At 61.2% G+C, this 25476-nt stretch carries 24 protein-coding genes; 18 read left to right on the top strand and 6 right to left on the bottom strand.

Going from position 1 to position 25476, the window contains the following annotated elements; genetic code table 11:
- The gene (locus ABFY71_RS04555) at nucleotides 1-978 is read left to right on the top strand and encodes an ABC transporter substrate-binding protein (RefSeq protein ID WP_347944866.1); all 978 of its coding nucleotides are present in this window, start codon (nucleotides 1-3) and stop codon (nucleotides 976-978) included.
- Between the two features lie 269 nt (nucleotides 979-1247).
- On the top strand, nucleotides 1248-2129 hold the full coding sequence (locus ABFY71_RS04560; RefSeq protein WP_347944867.1) for a hypothetical protein: 882 nt from the start codon (nucleotides 1248-1250) through the stop codon (nucleotides 2127-2129).
- A gap of 145 nt (nucleotides 2130-2274) precedes the next feature.
- On the opposite strand, the gene truB is transcribed toward ABFY71_RS04560, so the two are convergent.
- From truB to ABFY71_RS04575, 3 genes are all read right to left on the bottom strand, one after another.
- Nucleotides 2275-3177 (bottom strand): tRNA pseudouridine(55) synthase TruB, encoded by a 903-nt coding sequence (gene truB / locus ABFY71_RS04565; RefSeq protein WP_347944868.1) that lies wholly within the window; start codon nucleotides 3175-3177, stop codon nucleotides 2275-2277.
- Nucleotides 3174-3581, bottom strand: a complete 408-nt coding sequence (rbfA, locus tag ABFY71_RS04570; RefSeq protein ID WP_305581686.1) for a 30S ribosome-binding factor RbfA — start codon at nucleotides 3579-3581, stop codon at nucleotides 3174-3176. The genes truB and rbfA overlap by 4 nt, the downstream gene beginning before the upstream one ends.
- Nucleotides 3582-3729: 148 nt before the next feature.
- Nucleotides 3730-4719 carry a 2-hydroxyacid dehydrogenase gene (locus ABFY71_RS04575; protein WP_347944869.1) on the bottom strand — a complete coding sequence of 330 codons (990 nt, stop codon included), beginning with the start codon at nucleotides 4717-4719 and terminating at the stop codon, nucleotides 3730-3732.
- Nucleotides 4720-4823: 104 nt separating this feature from the next.
- On the opposite strand from ABFY71_RS04575, the gene ABFY71_RS04580 reads away from it, so the two are divergent.
- A complete protein-coding gene (locus ABFY71_RS04580) occupies nucleotides 4824-5402 on the top strand; it encodes an SH3 domain-containing protein (RefSeq protein ID WP_347944870.1) in 579 nt (192 codons plus the stop codon).
- Here ABFY71_RS04580 and ABFY71_RS04585 read toward each other — a convergent pair.
- On the bottom strand, nucleotides 5399-6184 hold the full coding sequence (locus tag ABFY71_RS04585) for a siderophore ferric iron reductase (protein ID WP_347944871.1): 786 nt from the start codon (nucleotides 6182-6184) through the stop codon (nucleotides 5399-5401). The two genes, ABFY71_RS04580 and ABFY71_RS04585, sit on opposite strands and share 4 nt — an antisense overlap.
- Before the next feature lie 99 nt (nucleotides 6185-6283).
- Nucleotides 6284-7045 carry a copper homeostasis protein CutC gene (locus tag ABFY71_RS04590; protein WP_347944872.1) on the bottom strand — a complete coding sequence of 254 codons (762 nt, stop codon included), beginning with the start codon at nucleotides 7043-7045 and terminating at the stop codon, nucleotides 6284-6286.
- 123 nt (nucleotides 7046-7168) lie between these two features.
- Here ABFY71_RS04590 and ABFY71_RS04595 point away from each other — a divergent pair, with 123 nt between their 5' ends.
- The 8 genes from ABFY71_RS04595 to ABFY71_RS04630 all read left to right on the top strand — a co-directional run bounded on the left by ABFY71_RS04595 (nucleotide 7169) and on the right by ABFY71_RS04630 (nucleotide 14505).
- On the top strand, nucleotides 7169-7543 hold the full coding sequence (locus tag ABFY71_RS04595) for a GntR family transcriptional regulator (RefSeq protein WP_347944873.1): 375 nt from the start codon (nucleotides 7169-7171) through the stop codon (nucleotides 7541-7543).
- On the top strand, nucleotides 7536-8450 hold the full coding sequence (locus tag ABFY71_RS04600; RefSeq protein WP_347944874.1) for an ABC transporter ATP-binding protein: 915 nt from the start codon (nucleotides 7536-7538) through the stop codon (nucleotides 8448-8450). Before ABFY71_RS04595 ends, ABFY71_RS04600 begins: the two co-directional genes overlap by 8 nt.
- Complete coding sequence (locus ABFY71_RS04605) at nucleotides 8447-9364, top strand: hypothetical protein (RefSeq protein WP_347944875.1); 918 nt, start codon at nucleotides 8447-8449, stop codon at nucleotides 9362-9364. Before ABFY71_RS04600 ends, ABFY71_RS04605 begins: the two co-directional genes overlap by 4 nt.
- 141 nt (nucleotides 9365-9505) lie before the next feature.
- Complete coding sequence (locus tag ABFY71_RS04610; protein ID WP_305581702.1) at nucleotides 9506-10435, top strand: helix-turn-helix domain-containing protein; 930 nt, start codon at nucleotides 9506-9508, stop codon at nucleotides 10433-10435.
- A gap of 404 nt (nucleotides 10436-10839) precedes the next feature.
- Nucleotides 10840-11757 carry a siderophore ABC transporter substrate-binding protein gene (locus ABFY71_RS04615; protein WP_347944876.1) on the top strand — a complete coding sequence of 306 codons (918 nt, stop codon included), beginning with the start codon at nucleotides 10840-10842 and terminating at the stop codon, nucleotides 11755-11757.
- Between the two features lie 78 nt (nucleotides 11758-11835).
- Complete coding sequence (locus tag ABFY71_RS04620; RefSeq protein ID WP_347944878.1) at nucleotides 11836-12798, top strand: ABC transporter permease; 963 nt, start codon at nucleotides 11836-11838, stop codon at nucleotides 12796-12798.
- The gene (locus tag ABFY71_RS04625; protein ID WP_347944879.1) at nucleotides 12788-13750 is read left to right on the top strand and encodes an iron chelate uptake ABC transporter family permease subunit; all 963 of its coding nucleotides are present in this window, start codon (nucleotides 12788-12790) and stop codon (nucleotides 13748-13750) included. Before ABFY71_RS04620 ends, ABFY71_RS04625 begins: the two co-directional genes overlap by 11 nt.
- Nucleotides 13747-14505 carry an iron ABC transporter ATP-binding protein gene (locus ABFY71_RS04630; protein WP_347944880.1) on the top strand — a complete coding sequence of 253 codons (759 nt, stop codon included), beginning with the start codon at nucleotides 13747-13749 and terminating at the stop codon, nucleotides 14503-14505. Before ABFY71_RS04625 ends, ABFY71_RS04630 begins: the two co-directional genes overlap by 4 nt.
- 33 nt (nucleotides 14506-14538) lie before the next feature.
- Here ABFY71_RS04630 and ABFY71_RS04635 read toward each other — a convergent pair whose 3' ends face one another.
- Nucleotides 14539-15558: a LacI family DNA-binding transcriptional regulator gene (locus ABFY71_RS04635; RefSeq protein WP_347944881.1), complete on the bottom strand. Its 1020-nt coding sequence runs from the start codon at nucleotides 15556-15558 to the stop codon at nucleotides 14539-14541.
- 161 nt (nucleotides 15559-15719) lie between these two features.
- On the opposite strand from ABFY71_RS04635, the gene ABFY71_RS04640 reads away from it, so the two are divergent.
- The 7 genes from ABFY71_RS04640 to ABFY71_RS04670 all read left to right on the top strand — a co-directional run bounded on the left by ABFY71_RS04640 (nucleotide 15720) and on the right by ABFY71_RS04670 (nucleotide 25416).
- Nucleotides 15720-17639: an ABC transporter substrate-binding protein gene (locus ABFY71_RS04640; RefSeq protein WP_347944882.1), complete on the top strand. Its 1920-nt coding sequence runs from the start codon at nucleotides 15720-15722 to the stop codon at nucleotides 17637-17639.
- A gap of 81 nt (nucleotides 17640-17720) precedes the next feature.
- Nucleotides 17721-19829 (top strand): family 10 glycosylhydrolase, encoded by a 2109-nt coding sequence (locus ABFY71_RS04645; RefSeq protein WP_347944883.1) that lies wholly within the window; start codon nucleotides 17721-17723, stop codon nucleotides 19827-19829.
- 5 nt (nucleotides 19830-19834) lie between these two features.
- Nucleotides 19835-20821 (top strand): ABC transporter permease, encoded by a 987-nt coding sequence (locus ABFY71_RS04650; protein WP_305580152.1) that lies wholly within the window; start codon nucleotides 19835-19837, stop codon nucleotides 20819-20821.
- On the top strand, nucleotides 20821-21993 hold the full coding sequence (locus tag ABFY71_RS04655) for an ABC transporter permease (RefSeq protein WP_347944884.1): 1173 nt from the start codon (nucleotides 20821-20823) through the stop codon (nucleotides 21991-21993). The genes ABFY71_RS04650 and ABFY71_RS04655 overlap by 1 nt, the downstream gene beginning before the upstream one ends.
- A gap of 4 nt (nucleotides 21994-21997) precedes the next feature.
- Entirely contained in the window at nucleotides 21998-23743 is a 1746-nt protein-coding gene (locus ABFY71_RS04660) for an ABC transporter ATP-binding protein (protein ID WP_347944885.1), read from the top strand.
- Nucleotides 23744-23753: 10 nt separating this feature from the next.
- Nucleotides 23754-24530 (top strand): hydroxypyruvate isomerase, encoded by a 777-nt coding sequence (gene hyi / locus ABFY71_RS04665; protein ID WP_347944886.1) that lies wholly within the window; start codon nucleotides 23754-23756, stop codon nucleotides 24528-24530.
- A 10-nt stretch (nucleotides 24531-24540) separates the two neighbouring features.
- Nucleotides 24541-25416 carry a 2-hydroxy-3-oxopropionate reductase gene (locus ABFY71_RS04670; RefSeq protein WP_347944887.1) on the top strand — a complete coding sequence of 292 codons (876 nt, stop codon included), beginning with the start codon at nucleotides 24541-24543 and terminating at the stop codon, nucleotides 25414-25416.
- Nucleotides 25417-25476: the final 60 nt, after the last annotated feature.

Genomic DNA, 25476 nt, shown 5'->3' on the forward strand with positions numbered 1-25476 from the left:
ATGAACAAAATTATCGGAGGTCTGCTCGTGAGCGCCCTGGCGCTTTCGACCACGCCCGCATTCGCGCAGGACGCGCTGACACTGCAGCTCAAATGGGTCACCCAGGCCCAGTTCGCTGGCTATCTGGTTGCCGAGTCCAAGGGTTTTTATGACGAGGAAAACCTTGACGTCACCGTGCTGGCTGGCGGTCCCAACATCGCCCCCGAGCAGGTGATCGCCGGCGGCGGCGCCGACATCATCGTCACCTGGATGGCAGCGGGCATGGCCGCCCGCGAAAATGGTGTGCCACTGGTCAATATCGCCCAACCGTTCAAGCGCTCGGGCCTGATGATGATCTGCCCGACCGAAACCGAGATCAAGACGGTTGCCGACTTTCCGGGCCACACTTTGGGCGTCTGGTTTTTCGGCAACGAATACCCGTTCTTTGCCTGGATGAACAAGGAAGGCCTGGCTACCGATGGCTCGGAAGGCGGCGTTACCGTGCTGCAGCAGAGCTTTGACATCCAGCCGATGATCCAGGGCCAGGCCGATTGCATCTCGGTCATGACCTATAATGAATACGGGCAGGCGCTCGATGCCGGCTACGGACCGGACAATCTGACCATCTTCAACTATACCGAAATGGGCAATGACCTGCTTGAAGACGGCCTCTACGTCATGGAAGAAAGCCTGGATGATCCGGCCAAGGTTGACGCCTATACCCGCTTCGTCCGCGCCTCGATGAAGGGCTGGGCCTATGCCGCCGAGAACCCCGAAGAAGCGGCCCAGATCGTCGTTGACATGGACGATACCGGCGCGGCAATGCTCGACCATCAGCTCTATATGGCCAAGGAAGTCGCCAAGCTGGTCGATCCGACCGATCCCGCGCTCGACATCGCAACCTATGAGCGCACGGTACAGGCCCTGATCGATCAGTCCATCATCAAGGAGCAGCCGGAAGGCGCTTACACCACCGTCGTTACCGACGCGCTGAAGTAAGTCCTATCAATCACTTGAAGACAGGAGGCGGGGAGCAATCCCCGCCTTTTTGTTTGCCTTGTTCTGCACATATTTGCGGCAGGCGGGGAACGATTCCGCTCACGCCATGTTGATAGGTCACCTGCTTAACTCAACAAGGCAATTGCAATGAACTCGATCATTTATCTCGTCGGCCTCGTCGTTGTGGTCATGGCCATCCTGTCATTCATCGGTCTGGCTTGAGCCTGTCATGGCCCATGCGAACACCATAAATTTCAGGAGCAGCCATTATGAGCATTGATGCGCCCGCGGGCGTCGCCGTTATCGAAACTTCCGTCGCCGAGCGTGACCAGTCGAGCTATGTCGACTGGCCTGCCATTATTGCCGGCATTGTGCTGGCCACGGCCATCAGCGTCGTGCTGATCAGCTTTGGCTCGGCCGTTGGCCTGAACTTCCTTGACTTCGGCTATGGCACGGGCGTCAACCCGATCGTGGTCGGCATTGTCGCAGCCAGCTGGTTCCTCTGGGTGCAGATTTCCAGCTTCATGGCTGGCGGCTATCTGACCGGTCGCCTGCGTCGCCGGCATTTCGATGCCAGTGAAGACGAGAGCGATCTGCGTGATGGCGCCCATGGCCTGCTGGTTTGGGGTGGCGCCGCGCTGCTCGGCACCATGATCGCCGTTGGCGGCATTGGGGCGGTCGCCTCTACGGCCGGCAATATTGCAGCCACGGCCACCAATGCGGCTGAAGGCCCGGCCGATGTCCTCGATCCAAACGCCTATTTCGTTGATACCATGTTCCGCTCCAATCAGCCGGTTGAAGCCATGGTGGCGCGCGAAGAAGCCACTAGGATATTTGCTCGGGCTGCCCTTGACGACGGTACCTTTGCTGACGCTGATCGTGCCTACCTGGCCAATATTGTCGCCGCCAATACCGGGATTGCGCCTGCTGAAGCCCAGACCCGCGTCGACCAGGCCATCGCCAATGTCGAAGCTGCCCGGCAGGAGGCCATCGAGGCCGCGCGGATCGCCCGCAACACCGGCATCATTGGTGCCTTCCTGCTGGCCGCCTCGCTGCTGATCTCGGCTATCGGCGCTTATTGGGCTGCCCAGAAGGGTGGCAACCACCGCGACAATAACAGCGTCTTTGCTGACGTATTCCGTCGGTTCTAGGGAAAGGAAAGCAGATGTTTCGAGGTATTGGACTCTGGCTGCTCGGCGTGCCGATCTGGCTGATCATCATCATCATCTTTTTCATCAACTAGAAGACGATCAATGATTCAAAAAGGCGGGGCGCCAGCTCCGCCTTTTTTCTCGTTCAGTTGAACACGCGTTTGGGGCGGAACTGGCCAAACTCGACCCAGCCGGTTGCCAGCACGTCGCCCTTGAAACTGGCCCAGCACTCATCCACGCTCACCGGCGAACCGGCCCCGGTCAGCAGCACAGTATTGCCATGGCGTACGGCGCTGGCCTGCAGCGCGTCGAGCCGGATTTCCGGCAGATCGCCAAAGCCCGACCATACCGGCTGCAGCAAGGCGTCGCGCGCTGCCCCGTCCAGCGCCTCAAGCTGCTCTATGGTCACGGCATCTTCATCGGTAAATGGCCCCACGGCGGCGCGATGCAGCATGCTGACATGACCGCGCGTGCCCAGTGCCTCGCCAATGTCGCGGGCCAATGAGCGCACATAGGTACCCTTGCCGCAGGTGACCTCCAGAATGCTGCTTTCGCTGCCATGCTCGATCAATTCAATGGCATCCACATCAATCTCGCGCGGCGGCAGATCGACCGCTTCGCCGGCCCGCGCCAGATCATAGGCGCGCTCGCCATCGATCTTGAGCGCCGAAAAAATCGGTGGCCGCTGCATGATGGTGCCGACAAATTGCGGCAACACCGCCTCCAGTGCCGCCCGATCGGGCCGCCTATCGGAGGTGGCGATCACCGCGCCTTCAGTGTCGTCCGTGGTGGTGGCGCTGCCCCAGGCAATGGCAAAGCGATAGATCTTGGTGCCGTCCTGCACCTGCGGCACCGCCTTGGTCGCCTCGCCCAGCGCAATCGGCAGAATGCCGGTCGCCAGCGGGTCCAGCGTACCGGCATGGCCCGCCTTGGCCGCGCTGAACAGCCAGCGCACCTTGCCCACCGCCTGGGTGGACGTCATGTCATAGGGCTTGTTGAGCACTACCCAGCCGGAAATCGCGCGTTTGACGCGTTTGGGGGCGCTCAATCGGTCTCGCCATCATCGTCGGCGAGGTCGCGCTTGACCTTTTCGGAGCGCAGCAGCGCGTCTATACGCCCGGCTTCCTCAAATGTCTCGTCAACGAAGAACCGCACTTCGGGCGCAAATTTGACGTTCAGCGCGGGCGAGACCCGGCCGCGCACATATTTGCGGTGTCGGTTCAGTGCCGCGACGATTTCCTCGGCATGCTGGCCGCCCAGCGGCATGATGTAGACATTGGCCAGCTTGAGATCGGAGCTCATGCGCACTTCGGGCACGGTGATCACCGTGCCGCGCAGGGCATCATCATCAATGTCGCCGCGGGCGAAGATGTCCGCCATCGCGTGGCGGACCAGTTCACCCATGCGCAGCGAGCGCTGGGTCGGGCCGGAAAATTTGTTGTCTTTGCTCATGGGAGCGAATTAGGCCCTCGCTGCCTTCCCGTCAATCGGTGAGGACGCGCGTGGCATGGCTCCCCAACCACTTGTTACCGCCCTTGAGCCTTGTGCGGTAAATTTCGTCAATGCCGGCGCGTCCGCCCGCCATCATGGCGCTATGCTCCTAGGGCAGTACCCGGTGTGGCGGCTGGTGACCGTCCATGAAGGCCCTGATATTGACGATCACCGTCTCGCCCATCTCCACCCGTGCTTCCAGCGTTGCCGAAGCCATATGGGCAGTCAGCACAACCTTGTTCTCCTCGGCCAGCGCCAGCAGGCGCGGATTGATGCCGTTCTTGTTCTCGAACACGTCCAGCGCCGCGCCACTGAGATGGCCGGATTCGATCTCGGCCACCAGGGCAGTTTCATCGATCAGCTCGGGTCGGCTGACATTGACCACAAAGCTGCCTGGCTTCATCCGGGCTAGCCGGTCTGCCGAGAGCAGATGAAAGGTCTCTCTGGTGTGGGGAGTGTGCAGCGAGACAATGTCCACTGCAGCGATCATCGCATCCAGATCAGGCCAATAGGTCGCCTCCAGCGGCTCTTCAATGGCGGGCGGGCGGCGATTGCGCGAATAATAGTGGATGTTCAGCCCGAACGCCTTGGCCCGCTGCGCCACTGCCGTGCCGATCCGCCCCATGCCGATTATGCCCAGCGCCTTGCCGCGCAACCGGTGGCCCAGCATCGAGGTGGGTGACCAGCCGGCCCAGATCCCGTCGCGCACCAGCATCTGTGTGCCTTCCACCAGCCGGCGCGGTAGCGCCAGCATCAGCACCATGGCCATATCGGCCGTGTCTTCGGTCAGCACCGAGGGCGTGTTGGTCACGGTGAGGCCGGCAGCCCAGGCGGCCTCGACATCGATATTGTCGATGCCATTGCCGAACTGGGCAATCAGCCGGACGCTCTTGGGCAGCCGGGCAATCAGCCGTGCGTCGATCTTGTCGGTGATCGAACAGACCAGCACGTCCTTGCCCGCCAGGCCGTCGATGATGTCGTCGGCCGTCAGTGTGACATCGCCATCATTGATGTCAGTCTCGAACAGCGTCGCCATCCGGGCCTCGATGGTCTCGGGCAGGCGTCGCGTCACCAGGATTTTGGGTTTGTGGCTGGCCATACGGTTCCGGAATGGGGTCGCCGGGGTGTGGAAAACCTCCCCCTTCAGCGACCATTAAGGTTCATGGGGTACTGATAGGGCAATTCGATTTTATCTGCAAAGCCATGTTTGATCAGCCCCCTCATGGCGGCTTTGACCGTCATTTCCAGCGTCTTGCCCGTTCGATCGCCCTGCTAATGCTGGCGTTGCTGCCGGCTGTCCCGTCGGCGCTGGCCCAATCGGGCAATCCCAGCGGCCTGCCGCTGCCACGCTTTGCCACCACCCGCTCCGAGCCGATCAATGTCCGCGTCGGCCCCGGCACCAAATATGAAGTGGCCTGGACCTATCTGAAATCGGTCATTCCGGTCGAGATCGTCCAGGAATTCGACACTTGGCGCAAAATCCGCGATGTCGATGGTGCCGAAGGCTGGGTGCACCAGAACCTGCTCTCGGGCACCCGCGCCGGCTATGCCACGCCGCTGCTGGCCAATGGCGAGGTCGCCCTGCGCGCCAGCCCGTCCGACAGCGCCGAGCTGCGCGCTCGTCTGGGCGCCGGCTTCAAGGTCATCATCAAGCAGTGCGATGCCGTCTGGTGCGACGTCACCGCCAGCCGGCAGGACGACAATGCCCGCTCTGCCAGCTATTCCGGCCATGTGCGTCAGGAAGAGCTCTGGGGTGTCTACCCCGACGAGCAGTTCGACTAATCCAGTTCCGCCAGCGCGTTGGCGCTCTGGCGTGCCACCCGCAGATCATTGTCCTGCTTGGGGCAGCTGGCGCAGAGCCGGTCTGAATCGATCAGGTAGTCGAGGCAACAGCCCTTGCGCTTGACGATCAGCAATTCGCGTCCGTCCGGGGCCACGATGGTTTCGAGTGTTCCCTGTCCACTCAATGCCAGCGCCGCCAGCCATTGGTCGCAATAGCCGCGGATCATCGCGACCGGCAGATCGCGCTGCCGCTGGCTCAGCCAAACCATCAGGCTGAGCATGCGGTCCGCCAGCAGTCGCTTGGCGGGCAGGGGGCGCAGCTTGGCCAGCGCATTGACCTCCTCGAGCAATTGCGCCGTCATGGTGTTGAGCTGGCTACTGGTCGCGGCGATGCGAGCGGCGACATCGCCCTCGCGCTGCTCCCCCGGCAGCAGCCGGTAGCCATTGACATGGATCCCGCGTCGCTGCTGGCTCAACCCACCCAGATCTGGCACGGCGCCGTGGATGTGGGTGGCGATCACCGCCAGATAGGCAGGCTGCCAGATCAGATTGGTCCATAGCCGCACAGCCCAGAAGGCCGGGCCGGCTGCAGGATAAGTCACGGCCAGCGCCTGGTGCAGCTGGGCCATGAAGTCGGCATTGTCGCCGCCGGGCTGGTACCAGCCCGCGCGGGCCGGGCCGGGTTCACCCTGCATGAAGCCCGTCATTTGCGCCGCCGTCGCGATCAGCCGCGTCGTGGCAGTGTCGGCATCATTGGGGGCAAACAGAAAGGAGCGGACCATGCCTGCTTCTAGCGCCGCTGCAGCAAAGAAAAAAGCCCGCCCGGTGTCACACGGTCGGACCAATTTGCTGGCGCTGGCGCCACTTTTGCCAAAAACGCCTTAGAGCGCGCCGCGTGCCGCCGCGATGGTGGCGCGCACTGCCTCGGTATCGGTCACCGTCACCTCATATTCGCGCTCAATGGCGGTGCCGCCCATGCCGACATGGGGATTGCGGAAGGTCATGCCGCTCTTGAGCGTCTTGAGCGCGGCAAAGTGCATTTCGTCCACGCCGGTCTCGCGCCGCACCTGGGCAATCGTGTCGGCATCCAGCCCACCACAGGCCATGATGACAATGCGCCCATCGGCAATCGCCATGCAGTCCTTGAGAATTTCGCTGCCCTCGATCGCCGTATCGCGCTGGCCGCTGGTCAGCACCCGATCAACCCCGCAGGCGATCAGTGCCTCAAGCGCCGCGCGATACTCTGCTGTCATGTCAAAGGCGCGGTGGCAGGTCACCGCCATCGGTCGCGCCGCCGCAACCAGGGCGGCAGTCCGCTCCTCGTCGATACGACCATCGCTCGTCAGACAGCCAATCACCACGCCGGCGACATTGCCCATCTCGCGCAGCGCCGCGATGTCCGCGAGCATGCTGTTGAACTCGACCTCTGAATAGAGGAAGTCCCCGCCGCGCGGCCGGATGATGACGTGAAACGGAATGGTCGCGACCTGCAGCGCCTCGCGCACCACGCCCAGGCTGGGCGTCAATCCACCTTCGATCAGGCTGGCGCACAGCTCCACCCGGTCCGCCCCGGCATTTTGGGCGGCGATCAGGCCATCAGTGCCTTCGACGCAGATCTCGATCTTGAACGGCGACTTGCGCATAACTGGTCTCCAATTGGTATTGTATTGGATAGTGAACCACGCCGCTGCGGGCAAGCCGGAAAATTGCTGTTGACAATCCGTATTACTGTGGTAGTTGTATGGCACACTATATAGGCAATACACATGGATGAGTTTCACACCAGCCAGCCGATCTTCGTGCAGATCCGGCAGCGGCTGGCCGAGATGATCCTGCGCGGCAACGTGGCAGAAGGCGAGGCCCTACCCTCGGTGCGCCAGATTGCCGCCGATCTGTCGGTCAATCCGCTGACGGTCACCAAGGCCTTCGATGCTCTGGTGGAAATTGGTGTGGTCGAAAAACGCAGGGGACTAGGGATGTTCGTAAAGCCGGGTGCGCGCGCCCAATTGCTGACCCATGAGCGCGAGAAATTTCTGCTGCAGGACTGGCCCCGCATTGCCGCCCAGATCAAGGCGCTCGAGCTTGATCTCAACACGCTCCTCAAACCCATCAATGATGATCAGGTGCACAACCATGAATGAGCTTACCCTTGATCCCGCACCGCCCAGTGGTGAGCCTATTGTCACGGCCCGCGGGTTGCGCAAGAGCTTTGGCCGCAAGGAGGTCCTGCACGGCCTTGATTTCGATATTCCCGCCGGGCGGATCTATGGGCTGATCGGCCACAACGGTGCCGGCAAGACCACCGCGCTCAACGCCATGCTGGGCCTGACCGATTGCCAGGGCACCATTCGGGTGCTGGGCGAAGACCCTTTTGCCCGGCGCGCCAAGCTGATGGAAAACGTCGCCTTCATCTCCGACGTCGCCAGCCTGCCGCGCTTTCTGCGGGTGCGCGAACTGTTCGCCCTGCTCAGCAATATTCATCCCAATTTCAGCCAGGACAAGGCGCGCGGTTTTCTCGAGGGCACCGACATCAAGCCCGAAATGAAGGTCAAGCACCTCAGCAAGGGCATGATTGCCCAGCTGCATCTGGCGGTGGTCATGGCCATCGACGCCAAGCTGCTGGTGCTCGATGAGCCCACGCTGGGGCTCGACATCACCTATCGCAAGCGCTTCTATCGCCGCCTGCTCGAAGACTACATGACCGAGGAGCGCACCCTGCTCATCACTACCCATCAGGTGGACGAGATCGAGTTCATGCTCTCCGACATCATGTTCATCCGCGATGGTGATCTGGTGCTGCACATGCAGATGGAAACCGTCAACGACAAGTTCACCCAGCTGGTGGTCACCGATCCGGCGCAACTGGCGTCAGCCCGTGCCCTCAAACCGGTTTTTGAGGAAACCCGTTTCGGCCAGACCGTGCTGATCTTTGATGGCGTGCCCCGCGCCCAGCTCGAGCCGCTCGGTGCGCTGTCGACACCCACCCTGTCTGACCTGTTCGTCGCCCTGATGCAGCGGCCAACCGCGAACCCGGAGCCCGCTCGATGAAAGCTTTCACTGCGCTGATGCATCGCGAATTCATCGAACACAAGGGGGCGTTTTTCCTCGGCCCCATGCTGTTGCTGGCCGTGCTGTTCGGTCTCACCATTCTGGCTTTCACCGTCGGGCGGGTCGATGTGCACCTGTCGGGTGCCCTGTTCACCGTCGCGCCGCTGATCATCTACGAAATGGGCTTTTTCGGGCTGGGCTTTGCCTGGTCACTCTATCTGGCGGTGACCCTGTTCTTCTACTGTGCCGATGGATTTGCTGCCGACAAGCGCAACAATGCCATGCTGTTCTGGAAGTCCATGCCGGTCACCGATTTCAAGATCCTGCTCAGTAAGCTGACGGCTGCCGTGACCATTCTGCCCGGCGTGGTGTTCGGCCTCGCTTTGCTCAGCGGCGTCCTGCTGTTCGGCGTGGCCTTTGCCACCATGTCAATCAATGGCACGGCCAGCGTCGGGACGCTGGGGGCGATTGCTGGCATCTATGGCAATGTGGCGCTCACCCTGTTCACCGCCCTGATTGCTGCCCTGCTCTGGTATCTGCCGGTGATGGCGCTGGTGGGCGCTATTGCCGCTGCCATTGGTCGCTGGGCCATCCCCATTGCGCTGCTGCTGCCCACGTTGATCTCGACCCTGGAATGGGTCACTTTGGGCGGTCTGCATCCCTTCGCCACCAATACCTGGCGGTTCCTGCAATATAGGCTTGCCGTGCCGCAGACCGACTATGTCGACACCTGGTTTGCCGCCGCCGAAACCGCCACTAGCGGTCGCCTGGGCGTGCCCCGGTTTGACGGCGTGGCCGCCTCGGGCGAAGTGCTCGCCAGCCTCGACTGGACCCAGATCGGCATCGGCATCGTCTTCGCGCTGGCCGCCATCTATCTTGCCAGCGAGTACCGCCGCCGCGTCAACGACAACTAGGCCGACCGGAGCGTGGCAGCCAGCCAGGGGCCGCCGCACACTTACGGCGGCGGTACCGGGGTGACGGGGCCATCAGGTTGATCACATCGCCATTCGTGATAGACAGGGTGCCTGCCTTAATCCCGCCTTGAGAGAGCCCCGATGAGCCGCAATTTTCTGGTCGTTGATCCTGAAGAGGACATGGAGGTTCTCAAGGGGCTGGCGTCGCCAATCCGGGTGAAGATCCTCAAGCTGCTGCATGTCGAAGGGGCGATGAACGGCAATGATATCGCCGAAAAACTCAGCCTGCCGCAGTCGACAGTGTCGACCAATATCCAGATCCTGGAGGGTGCAGGACTGATCCGGACCGAGACGCAAAAGGCGCGCAAGGGCAATCAGAAGATTTGTCACTCGATGTTTGACGAAGTGATGGTGATGTTCAAGGAAGACATCAAGCCATTGGCCGCCAACACCATCGAGGTGTCCATGCCCCTGGGGCTTTACACCAGTTGCGAGGTGTCGGCACCATGCGGGCTGTGTTCGACCGAAGGGATTATCGGCTTGCTCGACGTGCCCGATACGTTTCTCGATCCGGACCGGATGAAGGCGGGTCTGCTCTGGTTCACCCGCGGTTATCTTGAGTACCAGTTTCCCAACAATGCCAAGCTGAGCCAGCAAGTGATTGAGGCCATGGAGTTTTCCATGGAGCTCAGTTCGGAGGTGCCGGGCACGTCGGCAGACTGGCCAAGCGATATTACCCTGTCGGTCAATGGCACGGAAATCGGCACCTGGATGTCGCCCGGCGACTTTGGTGACAAGCGCGGCGTCTATACCCCCGATTGGTGGAAACTGAAGGGCAGCCAATATGGCAAGCTCAAGAGTTTCCGCGTGACGACGGAGGGTAGCTATGTCGACGGCATGAAGATTTCGCCGGTGTCGTTGAGTGATCTGGACTTGGCCAACCGCCATTCCATTCGCCTGCGCATTGCCGTCAAGCCTGATGCCAAACATCCAGGTGGCATCAATATTTTTGGTCGTGGCTTTGGCAATTATGATCAGGAGATCATCATGCGGCTGCAGACTGCCGGGTGACCGAAAATCCACCGCCGGGTGGCGCGGCAAGTCGCACACCCCTCGATTCGTCGCCGCATCGGGCGGCAATGGGGAACACCTTGTTACCCGTGAGCGTCTATTGACCACATCAGGGGGTGCCGCACCCCTCTGTATTTTATATCACGGGTTCTGATTTGCATCACAAATCACGTTGGCGGGCTGGATCGACCGGCGCGCTCGTCTTTTTTCCATCGCAGCATCGCGAATGGTCCTGACCCACAGGGTTTTCTCGAGGGGTCCGTGCCCGGAATTGGATGACATTGGCTCTGGTTCCCGAGGTGTGTATTTAGCTTTTGACTCTCATAATTCGCCGGGATAGGAAACCGGACAGTGTCGGTCATCTTTTGACCGTGTCCTGTTGGCTGTTCTGGATTGGAAGTCTCGTGAAGCTCGCTCATACCGCAATGTTTGCCGCACTGGTTGCCGGCGCCCTGTCGTTCACCCTGCCAGCGATTGCCCAGGAAAAAGCGATTGTTCACGCGCAGGGAGAAACCACCATTTCGGGCGTTCCGGCCAAGGTTCTGGTGCAGGATTGGGCGACATTCGACAATCTCGCCGCACTGGATATTGCGGTTGCCGGCGTCCCATCTTCCAATGTTCCGGGCTATCTGGCCGACCAGGTTCCAGCCGATCTGCTGCAGCTCGGCTCGCTGTTCGAGCCCGATTTCGAGGGCATTGCTGCTGCGCAAGCCGATGTGTATTTCGTCGCCGCGCGCTCGGCCGCAGCATACGCAACGGCCAAGGATATCGTGCCCACCATCGATCTGTCGGTGAACAACGACGCCGTTATCGCCGGCCTCGAGAAGAACCTCACTATTCTGGGCGATATTTTCGACGTCCAGCCCAAGGCGGCCGAGTTGATCGCCGCGCTTGATGCCAAGGTTGCCGCCGTCAAAGCCGCCGCAGCGGGCAAGGGCAATGCGCTGGTACTGGTCACCAATGCCGGCAAGCTTGGCGTTTATGGTCGCGATTCGCGCGTATCCTGGATCTACAACGAAGTCGGCATCCCCTCGGCGCTGGCCGAGGTGAAGGATGGCGATCACGGTGGCGATGCGGTGACCTTTGAGTTCCTGCTCGAGGTCAATCCGGACTGGGTGTTCGTCGTCGATCGCGACGCCGGCACCGGCGAGAACAACGGCGCTGCTGCCGCTCTGCTCGACAACGAACTGTTCAACCAGACCACTGCCGCCCAAAATGGACAGATCGTCTATCTCGACCCCCAGGCCGCCTACATCACCATGAACGGCTATTCCGCCGTGTCGCTGATGCTTGATCAGGTTCTGGCCGGCTTCCAGAAGTAAGCCCGGACGGGACCCATTTCCCGGCAGCGCCAGGCTGCCGGGTTCTGCTATTTCTACGGCACCGATTGGGGCAGCCGGTTGCGCACTTTGTTCATTGCCATTCTCGTCACCATCGGGCTGGCGATCATCAGCCTGTTTGTCGGCGTGAGCGATGTGTCGCTCGCGTCTTTGCTGTCTTCCAGCCCCGATGATCGCCCGATGCAGGTGCTGCTGATCAGCCGCATTCCGCGCACCCTTGCCATCCTGCTGGCCGGCGCCTCGATGGCCATTGCGGGTCTGGTCATGCAGATGATCGTGCGCAACCGCTTCGTCGAACCCTCCACCGCCGGCACCACCGAGGCCGCTAGCCTGGGCTTTCTTGTGGTGACCATTTTTGCGCCCGGCTGGCCGCTAATGGCCAAGATGTTGGTCTCGGCCGTGTTCGCGCTGGGCGGCACGGCGCTATTCCTGCGCGTACTACGCGCCGTACCGCTCCGTGATGTGCTGCTGGTGCCGCTGGTGGGCATCATGCTCGGCGGCGTCATCGGTTCGATAACCGCGTTCTTTGCCTATCGAATGGGCTTGAACGGCTCGCTGCTGGCCTGGAGCATGGGCGATTTTTCGGGGGTTCTGCGCGGCCGCTATGAGCTGCTCTGGCTCGGCCTGGTTTGCTGCGTCATCGCCTATATTGCCGCTGACCGCTTCACCGTCGCCGGCATGGGAAGCGACTTTACCACCAATCTGGGCCTCAACCACCAGCAGGTCATGGTGCTGGGTCTGGTGATTGTCTCCATCGTCAGCGCAGTAGTACTGGTTTCGGTGGGCGCCATTCCGTTTCTGGGTCTGATCATTCCCAATATCGTCAGCCTCACCGTGGGCGACAATATGCGCCGTACCGTGCCCTGGGTGGCGGTGGGCGGCGCGGCTTTCGTCATGGTCTGCGACATCATCGGCCGCCTCGTGCGCTTCCCCTACGAAATTCCGATCAGCGTCGTGGTCGGTGTCGTGGGCAGCGTCATCTTCCTCTATCTGCTGCTACGGACGCGTCGCCATGCCAGCTAACCTGTCCCGGCCGGCCCTGGTCCTGATCGCGCTTGCCGTTCTGACGCTGCTCTCCATTGTCTGCTTCATGACCCTGGGCGCCAGGGGCAGCTGGAGCTTCGTGCTCTCCTTCCGCGGCAAGAAACTGCTCGGGCTGATCCTGGTGGCCTATGCCATTTCGGTGTCGACCGTGCTGTTCCAGACCGTTGCCAATAACCGTATCCTGACTCCCTCAATCATGGGCTTTGATGCGCTTTACGTGCTGATCAAGACCGGTCTGGTCTTCTTCTTTGGCATCGGGGCGCTGGTCGCCGTCGACCCGCAAATCCAGTTTGTCCTGCAGGTGGTCGTCATGGTTGTCTTCGCCCTGCTGCTGTTCCGCTGGCTGTTTCTGGGCGAGGAACGCAGCCTGCATCTGTTGGTGCTGGTCGGCATCGTCTTCGGCATCCTGTTCCGCTCGATCAGCAATCTGCTGCAGCGCATGCTTGATCCCGGCGCGTTCAATGTGCTGCAGGACTCCATGTATGCCAGCTTTGCCACCACCGACGCCACGCTGCTGGCGATATCCTGCGTCATCGTGCTCGTCGTCAGCCTCGTGGCCTGGCGCATCCTGCCTGCCTTCGATGTGCTGAGCCTGGGCCGCGCACAGGCCATCAACCTCGGCGTCAATTACCAGCGCACCGTGGTTACCATTCTGGTGCTCATTGCCGTCCTGGTGTCGGTCTCGACGGCCCTGGTGGGCCCGATCACCTTTTTCGGTCTGCTGGTGGCCACCCTGGCGCACGCCCTGGTGGGCAATAGCCGACACAAATATGTGCTGCCGGCCTCCGTGCTGCTCGCCGTCATCTGCCTCGTCGGGGGCCAGACCCTGTTGGAGCGGGCGTTTGCCTTCGACACGGCGCTCTCGATCATCATCGAGTTCCTCGGTGGCATTGTGTTCATATTTCTCGTCTTGCGGAGATCAGCCCGATGATCGTCACCAACCAGGTTACCAAGAGTTACGGCGACAGCTGCGTGGTCGACGGGGTCACGCTCAACCTGCCCAAGGGCGGCATCACCTCGATCATCGGACCGAACGGCGCTGGCAAATCGACATTGCTCTCGATGGTCAGCCGCCTGATGAGCATGGACAAGGGCAGCGTGACCGTCGATGGGCTGGACGTGACCAAAACCGCCAGCGATGTACTGGCGCGGCGCCTGTCCATCCTGCGGCAGGAAAATCACATGACGGCGCGCCTGACCGTGCACGATCTCGTCAGCTTTGGCCGCTATCCCTATTCCAAGGGGCGGCTGACCCCCGCGGATAAAATCCATATCGATCAGGCCATCAACTATCTCAATCTCGACGCACTATCACACCGCTTCCTTGACGAACTTTCGGGTGGTCAGCGCCAGCGGGCCTTTGTCGCCATGGTGCTGTGCCAGGACACCGATTATGTGCTGCTCGACGAGCCGCTCAACAATCTCGACATGAAGCATGCCATGGCGATGATGAAACTGCTGCGCAAGGCGGCCGATGAGTTGGGCAAGACCGTGGTGCTGGTGCTGCACGACATCAATTTTGCGTCCTGGTATTCGGACTATATTGTGGCCATGAAGCACGGCAAGGTCGCCGCCCAGGGCACAGCCGAAGCGATGATCGTGCCGGCCGTGCTGGCCGAGATCTACGAGATGGACATCAAGGTCCACCAGATCGGCGGCCAGCGCATCAGCGTCTACTATGGCTAGCTGCGTCCAAAGGCTACAATAGACCTCATTTGGTCAGGCGTCCTGCGACGGGATGCGGCACGGAACCTTGGCAATGCCGGTGGAGGCGCGGACCACCAGACGACCCGTAAACAGCATTCTGATGGGCACATCAGGGGGAATTCGCTCATTGTTGCGATCATCCAGCAAGCGCACCAGACCGGCCCCCATTTCCCGACCATGCACCTTCACCGTCGTCAGGTGCGGCGAGATCTGGGTCGCTGCGGAATAATCGCCAAAGCCGATGACCGATACATCCTCGGGAATTCTGTAGCCCTGCCGCAGCAACTCCGAGACCACGGTCAGCGCCATGCCATCATGGGCGCAAAAGAACGCCGTTGGATGAAAGCCATCTTTCTGCACGGCCAGAAGATGCTCGGAAAACCGCCTCTCCGCCTGGAACGTCATTTCCCGGAAGCTGACGTCGGGCCGTTTCTCCAACACTTCGCGCACACCATAGAAGCGCTCCACGCGGCCGCGGTAACCAGGCGTGCCGTGCACATAGGCGATGGTCTTGTGGCCCAGATCCAGCAGGTAGTTTGCCACGGCTGATCCCGCTTCGTGGTCGGTGCCCGCAACAATATCGAAGGGATCGAGTGGGTCCATCCAGCCGATCCGGGCCACCGGCATGCCAAGGTCACGAATCGACTGCATGGTCTGTTTGAGATGGGGCCCGACCAGCGCTATGCCGCGGCAGCCCCTGGCAAAGTCCACGATCTCACTGGCGAGGTGGGACCAGCACATGCGCACCTGGTAGCCACTGCGCAGCGCCTCGGTCTGGAAGCCGCTCTGGATCAGCAGATGCAGTTCGGAATTGATCAGGTCGGTATCGTGAAACACCACGCCGAGCACCGGCGTCTCCACTTCAACCACGGCCCGCTCATATCCCAGTTCGGTGGCCGCCTGCTGCACACGGCGGCGTGTTTCCTCGCTGACGCCATCCTTGCCGGACAGGGAGCGGGATACGGCGAATTTGGACAGGCCCGTCCGTTCCGCGATGGTGGACAAAGTGACGCGCGCCGTTCGAGCTCTCAAACAAAACCTCCGCTTCCTGGGCCCGACATCCGAGCAGAACCAGCTAACCCAATCCACAGGCTAACATCAATATTAACATAACGCTTTACCTAACAAAAAGGCAGTTACAAGCTGATGGTAGCTAATAACGCTACAATGCGGTTAGCGAGGAGGAGATCACGATGGGAAGAATCAGCCGCAGGGCCTTTATCGCCGCCAGTTCCGCTTTCGCTGGAGCGCTGGCAGTATCTTCATGGGTACGGGCGCAGGAATCCGCTTTTCTCAAACCGCAGGTGGAAGCGGGCACATTGCCACCTGTTGCCGATCGGCTACCCGCCAATCCGCTGGTGATTACGCCATTTGACCGGGCAGGCCAGCAGGGCGGCGACTGGAACCACGCGCTGGTTGGCGGCGGGTCACTGTCCATGCTGGTTCGCTATCAAGGTTATGAGCCGCTGGTGCGTTTCAATCCGGACTGGACGGGCCTGGTCAACAACGCTGCCGAGTCCTGGTCGGCCAATGCCGAAGCCACCGAGTACACCTTCACCCTGCGCAAGGGCCACAAATGGTCCGACGGGACCCCCTTTACCACCGCCGACATTCAGTTCTGGTACGATGCCTATTTGACCGATGAGGAAACCTCACTGGGTGGCAATGCCTGGTGGTCGGTCAACGGCGAACAGGCCAAGCTCGAAGTGGTGGACGAGCAGACTTTCAAGGTCAGCTTTTCCGGCCCCAACGGCTTCTTTGTCCAGCAGCTTGCCTGGGCCCAGCAGGACCAGCTGACGCGCACCCCCAAGCACTATCTTGAGCAGTTCCACATCCGCTATAACCCCGATGCCGACGCGCTGGCCAAGGCGGCCGGCCTCGAAAGCTGGGTTGCGCTGTTCCAGCGCGAGATTGGCCTGCTCGACGACAACACCTTCTTCCAGAATGGCAATCGGCCAACGCTGAATGCCTGGGTTTTCGCCGAGGCGCCCGGTACCAATACCGAACAGGCGATCGCGACCCGCAACCCCTACTACTTCAAGGTCGACGATCAGGGCACGCAGCTGCCCTATTTCGACCGGGTGGTCTACCAGATGGTCGCCGACCCCGAAGTGCTCCTGCTCAAGACCCTGCAGGGGGAGATCGACATCTTCGACCAGTATATCTGCACCCCAGCCAACAAGCCGGTGCTGTTCGATGGCCAGGAAACCGGCAATTACGGCTTCTATACCCTCAAGGAAACGGCGGCCAATGTCATGGCCTTCCAGCTCAATCTCAACCATCAGGACCCGGTCAAGAACGCGCTGTTCAACACGCTGGAATTCCGCCATGCCATGTCGCTTGCGGTCGACCGACAGGCGCTGATCGATGCCGTATTTGTCGGCCAGGGCTCGCCGGCACAGCCTTCCATCATCGAAGGTGATCCACTCTACAATGAACAATTGTCCAAGCAGTTCACCGAATTCGATCCTGCCCGGGCCAATGAGATGCTTGACGCCATCATTCCCGACAAGGATGGCGATGGCTACCGGCTGGACAGCGAAGGCCGGCGTGTTTCGATCATTTTCGAGATCGATCAATCTCGCACCACCTTCCTGGACATGTTCGAGCTGGCTCTGCCCATGTTCCGGGCCGTCGGCATTGATGCGCAGATGCGCACCATGGACCGCTCGCTCTGGGAGGAACGGGTGCGCCGCGGCCGTGAATATGACGCCACCGCCCACCAGTTCGGCGCCAATTCCGGCATTGCCGCCATGCTCGACGCCCGCTTCTATGTGCCGATCAACAGCAACTGCTTCTATGCGCCGGGTTGGTCGCTCTACTACACTGACCCCACCAATGAAGCCGCGGTGGAGCCGCCACCGGCGGTCAAGGCGCAGCAGGACCTGTACCGCACCCTGGTCGGCACTGCCGATCCTGCGACACAGAACGAGCTGATGGCGCAGGTGCTGCAAAACGCCGCCGATCTGTTCTTCACCTTCGGTGTCAGCCTGCCGCCAGATGGCTATGGAATTGTCAAGAACTCGGTCGTCAACCTGCTCGACACCATGCCCAATTCGTTTGGCTGGCCGACCCCCGGCCCCGCACGACCCGAGCAGTTCTTCAAGGCCTGACAGGCCTTCCACTACCGCCAATGACAACGCCGGTCCCTAGTGGGGGACCGGCGACAGAAACCTCATACCCTGGGACCAGCTATGCTCGACGCCAAGGCGCAAGCCAATGATCACCTCCGCACCCACGACTGGTACAGGTCGGCCACCCGCTGGACCCAGCTTACCCTCGCCGAGGATGATCCGGTAAAATACGATCTGGCCCAGTGGATCGACATCTTCAAGCGGACGCGCTCCAACGCCACCTGCATCAGCGCGGGCGGCTATGTTGCCTATTATCCGTCCAAGGTACCGCTGCACCATGTTTCAAAGTTCATCGGCGACAGCGACCCGTTCGGCGATCTGGTGACCGGCGCGCGCCAGCTCGGCATGCATGTCATGGCCCGCGTCGATCCCCACGCCATCCACCAGGACGCCGCCGATGCGCATCCTGAATGGATCGCGGTTGACAAGGAAGGCAACAAGCGCCGGCACTGGGCTTTCCCCGATGTCTGGGTGACCTGCGCCTACTCGGACTACAATTTCAAGTTCATGCCCGAAATCGTCCGCGAGCTGACTGCCAATTACGATATCGACGCCATTTTTGCCAATCGATGGCAGGGGCATGGCGTCTGCTATTGCCAGAGCTGCAAGACCAATTTCCGCACTGCCACCGGCCATGAACTGCCCATGGATGAAAGTCTTGAGAATCCGGCCTGGCTGGCCTGGACCGGCTGGCGCCGCAGCCTGCTGAGCCGGCTGGTGGTGGAATGGGATGCGGTGATGAAATCGGTCAAGCCTCACACCAGCTTCATTCCCAATATGGGCTCGGTCTCGCTCACCGAATTTGACCTCGATATCATCGAGAAATACTGCCCATTCCTCTGCGTTGATGACCAGGGCCGCAAGGGGGTAGAGCCCGTCTGGATGAGCGGTCGCAACGGCAAGCGCATGCGCGCCACATTCCGCGACCGCCCCGCCATCCTGATCACCTCGATCGGGCCCGAAGAAGAATATCGCTGGAAGGACTCGGTGACCACCGGTCCCGAAATCCAGGCGTGGATTGATGACGGCACGACCCAGGGTCTGCTGCCCTGGTTCACCAAGTTCAATGGCGTGGTGCCCGACACGCGCTGGATCCAGCCAGTGGCCGACAGCTTTGGCATGCATGCCGATCTTGAGCCCTTGCTCAGCACGATGACGCCCACCGCCGAGATTGCCATTCTCGATCCGGCCACCACGCTGCGCCACCACGGCCAGGACACCCGCCGCGTCGCCGAAGCCGATGATCTCGGTTTCTACATGGCGCTGGTGGAGGCGCGACTGCCATTTGAAATGGTCTCCGATCAGGCCATGGCGCCGGCAATGCTGGACCGGTTCAAAGTGATTATCCTGGCCAATTCCACCTGTCTGTCCGACGAGCAGGTCCAGGCGCTGGAAGCCTATGTGGCCCGTGGCGGTTCGATCGTCGCGGCTCATGAATCCTCCACCCGCACGGAGGCCAACAAGCCGCGTAACGCCATCGCACTGGGCGATCTGCTCGGCGTCACCATGGCCAAGGCCGCACGCGGCCCGGTCAAAAATACCTATGTCGCCATCAATGGCAGCCATCCGATCTCGGACGGTTTCGAGGGCGCCAATCGCATCATCGGTGGCACCAGACTGCTTGCCGTTGATGCTGCCGCCGACACCAGCCAACCATTCCTCTATGTCCCCGATTTCCCTGATCTGCCCATGGAAGAGGTTTATCCGCGAGAAGACCCCAAGGGCGCCGCTGTTGTTACCCGCGAGCATGCCTCGGGCGGGCGTACTGTCTACATTCCCTGGAATATCGGCGGCATCCTTTGGGAGGTCATGGCCGCAGATCATTCGCGGCTGATCGCCAACTCGGTTCGCTGGGCGCTCAACAAGCGCCCCGATATCGAAATCACCGGACTGGCCGCGCTCGATCTTGCTGTGCGCGAAAACCATGCCGGGCTTGCCGTGGTGCTCAATAACCTCTCCAATCCGATGATGATGAAGGGACCGATCCGCGAGATCTATCCGGTTGGGCGGCAGGCCGTTTCCATTGCGATCCCGACGGGCAAAACGCTGGGCAAGGCCGAGTTGCTGGTTGCGGGCCGGGAGGCCGAGATTACCCTCGCCGATGGCCGTGTGACCGTCGTGGTGCCCAGTATCACTACCCTCGAAGTCATCCACCTCACCTGGGCCTGAACGCCATGCTGAACTATGTGATCAAACGGCTGATCTACATGATCCCGACGCTGTTCGGGATGTCGATGATCGCCTTCATGATCATCCAGCTACCGCCGGGCGATTACCTGAGCTCCCTGCTGGCGACCATGGCCGATAGCGGGCAGAACATCGATCCGGCCCAGGTGGAGGCTTTGCGGCGCAGCTATGGCTTTGATGACCCGATCTGGCTGCAATACTGGAAATGGATCAGTGGCATCCTGTTCCGCGGCGATTTTGGCTATTCCTTTGAATGGAACCGTCCCGTTGCCGACCTGATCTGGGAGCGCATGGGCTCGACTCTGGCACTGTCGATTGCTTCTCTCCTGTTCGTCTGGGCCGTGTCGCTGCCCATCGGCATTTATTCGGCAATGCGCCGCCATTCGGTCGGCGACTATGCCTTCACCTTCCTCGGCTTTATCGGCCTGGCCATTCCCAACTTCATTCTTGCTCTGACGCTGATGTATGTCAGCTACAAATTCTTCGGGCAAAGCGTGGGCGGGCTGTTCTCGCCGGAATATGTCGAAGCGCCGTGGAGCGTGGCCAAGTTCGTCGATTTGCTCGGGCACATCTGGATCGCCGTCATCGTCATTGGCACCAGCGGCACGGCAGCGCTGATCCGCATTCTGCGGGCCAACCTCACCGATGAGTTGAACAAGCCCTATGTGATCACGGCCAAGGCCAAGGGCCTGCCGGAATATCGAGCGGTCATCAAATACCCCGTCCGCATCGCCTTGAACCCGTTCGTTTCGGCCATCGGCTGGGTGCTGCCGGAACTCATTTCCGGGGTCACCATCACCGCCATTGTCCTCAACCTGCCCACGGCCGGCCCCCTGCTGCTGCGGGCCTTGATCAGCCAGGACATGTATCTGGCGGGCAGTTTCATCCTGCTGATGGGCGTGCTGACGCTGGTTGGCATGCTGGTCTCTGACATTCTGCTCGCCCTTCTCGACCCACGGATCAGGTTCAACTGATGACTGACCATGTTTTCATCGACGAAGCGCCAGAAGCTGGCCCGGCAACGACCGCGCTCAACACCGGCAAGCCGGTCCAAACCGCAGTTGCGGGACCCTGGCAGCTGGTCTGGGCCAAGTTCTCCCGCAACAAGGTGGCGGTGGCTTCCGGGGGCATCATCCTGATGCTCTTTCTCGTGGGCTTGTTCGCCGAGTTTCTAGCACCCACCCTGCCAGATATGTCGCGGCCACAATTCACCAATGCGCCCCCGCAGGAACTGCGTCTGTTTGCTACCCAGGCCGATGGCAGCCAGCAGTTCCAGCTCCACGTCACCGGCTACACGATGTCGGTGGATCTGGCCTCTCTGCGTCGCTCCTATGTCATTGACGAGAACCAGGTCGTGCCTGTGGGTTTCCTGGTCAAGGGAGCACCCTACAAGCTGTGGGGCCTGTTCGCGCTCGACACCCACCTGTTCGGCCCGCTCAACCCCGGCGATACCATGTATCTGCTGGGCACCGACAAGCTGGGGCGTGACCTGCTGAGCCGCCTCATCCATGGCACACGTATCTCCATGTCCATCGGCCTGATTGGCGTCGGCATCAGCCTGCTGCTGGGGGTTGCGCTCGGGGCGGTCTCGGGCTTTTACGGCGGCTGGGTCGATATGGTAGTCCAGCGGATAATCGAGGTTATTTCCTCCATGCCCACCATTCCCTTGTGGCTGGGTCTGGCAGCAGCGATCCCGCTGACCTGGTCGCCGCTCAGCGTCTATTTCATCATCACCCTGATCGTCTCGCTGTTCGGCTGGACAGGATTGGCGCGCGAAGTGCGTGGCCGCTTCTTTGCCCTGCGCAGCGAAGACTTCGTTACCGCCGCGAGGCTGGATGGGTCGAGCGAGCGCCGCCTGATTTTCCGGCACATTCTCCCCTCGCTCACCAGTCACATCCTCGCGGTGGTCACCCTGGCACTGCCCACCATGATCGTCGCTGAAACGGCGCTGAGCTTTCTCGGCATCGGGCTCAAGGCACCCATCGTGTCCTGGGGTGTCCTGCTGCAGGAGGCCCAGAACGTGCGCACCATTGCCAATGCGCCCTGGCTGCTGATCTGGCCTTCCGGCGCGGTCGTGCTGACCGTGCTGGCCTATAATTTCCTCGGCGATGGCCTGCGCGACGCCGCCGACCCCTATGAAAGCTGACGCCATGCAGAGGCAAGCCGTCAACACCGAAAGAGCCGCCGACGCCGCCGCTGGCGAGGTCGTGCTCACGGTGGAAAATCTCAGTCTGGATTTCCGCCTGCGCACCGAAATTCTGCATGCCGTGCGCAATGTCAGCTTCCAGTTGCGCCGAGGGCAGACCCTGTGTCTTGTGGGGGAAAGCGGTTCGGGCAAGTCCGTCACCGCCCGGGCCCTGCTGCGCATTCTTGACAAGAACGGCGCCATCACCTCGGGCCGCATCCTGCTCGCTGGCAAAACCGGCGCGATCGATATTGCCCCGCTTACCGAGCGGAGCCCCGAACTACTCAAGATTCGCGGCGGCCGCATCGGCCTGATCTTTCAGGAGCCAATGAGTTCGCTGTCGCCGGTCCACACTATTGGCAGCCAGATCACCGAAGCGTTGCGCCTCCATCGTCGGATGGACAAAAAGCAGGCCCGCGCCGAAACCATCGAACTGCTGCGGCAGGTGGAAATTCCCAATCCTGATACAGCGATCGACCGCTACACCTTCGAATTCTCCGGCGGTATGCGTCAGCGCGCCATGATCGCCATGGCACTGGCAGCAGACCCGGAAATCCTCATTGCCGACGAGCCCACCACGGCGCTCGATGTGACCACCCAGGCCGAAATCCTCGATCTCATCAAGCGTCTGCAGGTCAGTCGCGGCATGGCCATGCTGCTGATCACCCATGATATGGGTGTTGTGGCCGAGGTGGCCGATACGGTTGCCGTGATGCATTACGGCAGGATCGTGGAAACCGGCAGCACCGACGCCATCTTTTATGATCCCAAACATGCCTATACCAGGAGTTTGCTGCGCTCGACCGTCAAGCTCGAGCAGAACCAGCGCAGCCATGCAGCGGCAGCCCCCGTCGCGACGGCGCCGGCGCCGGCGCCGGTGCTCAGCCTGCGCAACCTCTCCAAGACCTACGGCGCTTCGACCGGCTGGCTTGGCGGCAACAGCAATCCCATCAGGGCCGTCGACGCTGTCAGCTTTGATCTCTATCCCGGTGAAAACCTCGGTATTGTTGGCGAGAGCGGATCGGGCAAGACAACGCTGGGGCGACTGATCCTGCGCACGGTGGAGCCAAGTTCAGGCACCATCACCTATTTCGGGCAGGACAAGCCGGTCGAGGTCACCGGCCTCAGCAAGCACGAGCTCAAATCGTTTCACCGCGATGTGCGTCTGGTCTTCCAGGACCCCTTCGCCTCGCTCAATCCGCGCATGACGGTCAAGCAGGTCATCGGCGATCCGCTGGTGGTCTCGGGCAAGGCCAAGGGAGCAGCGCTGGAACAGCGGGTGGCCGAACTGCTCGAACTGGTCGGGCTCGATCCCATGGCCATGGAGCGCTATCCGCATGCCTTTTCCGGCGGTCAGCGGCAGCGCATCGGCATTGCGCGGGCGCTGGCGCTTGATCCCCGAATTCTCATCGCCGATGAGGCTACGGCCGCACTCGACGTGTCGATCCGGGCGCAAATCCTCGATCTGCTGCTCGATATCCAGAAGCGGCTCGAGCTGAGCTTCATCTTCATTTCGCACGACATTTCGGTGGTTCGCTACTTCTGCGACCGCGTTGCAGTGATGCATCGCGGCAAGCTGGTCGAGATGGGGACTGCCGAGCAGATCTGCACCGATCCGCAAGAGCCTTATACCAAGAGCCTCATCTCCGCCGTGCCTAACCCGGATCCGCGCAACAAGCGGATGCTCCATCGCACCCGCTTCAGCGTCTGAGGATAGTCCAATGCCGAAATTCTCCGCCAATATTTCCTTTCTCTATGCCGACCTGCCCTTTCTGGACCGCTTTGCCGCTGCCGCAAAAGATGGCTTTCAAGCCGTAGAATATGTCGGTCCCTATGATTTGCCAGCCGCAGAGGTCGCCGCGGCGCTCAACACCCATGGGCTGACTCAGGCGCTGTTCAACCTGCCCGCCGGCAATTGGGATGCCGGCGAGCGCGGTATCGGCTGCCATGGTGATCGCGTGGCCGAGTTTCGGGCCGGGGTGATGACAGCGATCCGCTATGGTCAGGCGCTGGGCTGCACCAGGATCAACTGCCTGGCGGGAATTGCCCAAGCTGGCACCAGCGTCGAGGACCGCGACGCCATCCTTCTCGACAATCTGAAATACGCCGCGCCGCGCCTTGCCGATGCTGGCATCACGCTGCTGCTGGAGCCGATCAATCTGCGCGATATTGCCGGTTTTCATGTTTCGACGACCGATCACGCCGAGCGCCTGCTCGATGCCGTCGGGTCGGACAATCTGCTCATCCAGTACGACATCTATCATACCCAGGTCATGCAGGGTGATCTGATCCCAACCTATGCCCGCCTCAAGGATCGCATCGGCCATGTGCAGATCGCCGACAATCCTGGCCGCCACGAGCCCGGTACCGGCGAGATCAACTACCCCTTTGTTTTTTCAGAACTCGACCGGCTTGGCTATGACGGCTGGATCGGCTGCGAATACAAGCCCCGATCCGGCACCACGGCCGGGCTGGGCTGGATGAAACCCTATCTGTGAGGAGCACTCCATGAATATCGGATTTATCGGCCTCGGTGTCATGGGCCGCCCGATGGCGGAACACCTGATCGCAGCCGGCCACACGCTCGCCCTGCATCGGGTGAAGGACCCATCCCGGCATCTGGTCGAGCAAGGCGGCAAGTCGCTGGGCAGCGCCAGGGCAGTGGCCGAAGCCAGCGATGTGATTATCCTGATGCTGCCCGACACCCCCGATGTGGAGACCGTACTGTTCGGGCCTGATGGCGTCGCCGAGGGTCTGTCGCGCGGCAAGCTGGTCATCGACATGAGTTCCATCTCGCCGGTGGCCACCAAGGATTTTGCCGGACGCATCGAGGCTTTGGGTTGCGATTATCTCGACGCGCCGGTTTCCGGCGGCGATGTCGGCGCGAAAAATGCGGCGCTAACCATCATGGTCGGTGGCAAGCGAGCCGTCTTCGACAAGGCGCTTCCCCTGCTCCAATTGATGGGCAAGAACATCACCCTGGTCGGCGACAATGGCGATGGCCAGACGGCCAAGGTAGCCAACCAGATCATTGTCGGCCTCAATATCGCAGCCGTCGCCGAAGCCCTGCTGTTTGCCAGCAAGGCCGGAGCCGACCCCGCCAAGGTCCGCGAAGCGCTGATGGGGGGCTTTGCCGCTTCGCGTGTTCTCGAGGTGCATGGCGAGCGCATGGTCAAGCGCACTTTCGATCCCGGTTTCCGCATAAGGCTGCACCGCAAGGACCTGTCCCTGGCCGTTGATGCTGCCAAAGCACTCAACATCGCCCTGCCCAATGCTGCCGCAACACAGCAATTGATGAACGCGGCCATCGCCCGCGGCGACGGCGACCGGGATCATTCTGCCCTGATTCAGACCCTGGAGGCGCTGGCTGGCGATCCCGGCTAGTTCCGCACCCGTTCACCCCGATTTCCGACGGCGCCGCCGCGCCGAACGCCATTGCCTTGC

This window comes from Devosia alba (genome assembly GCF_039938915.1).
Taxonomy (GTDB): Bacteria; Pseudomonadota; Alphaproteobacteria; order Rhizobiales; family Devosiaceae; genus Devosia; species Devosia alba.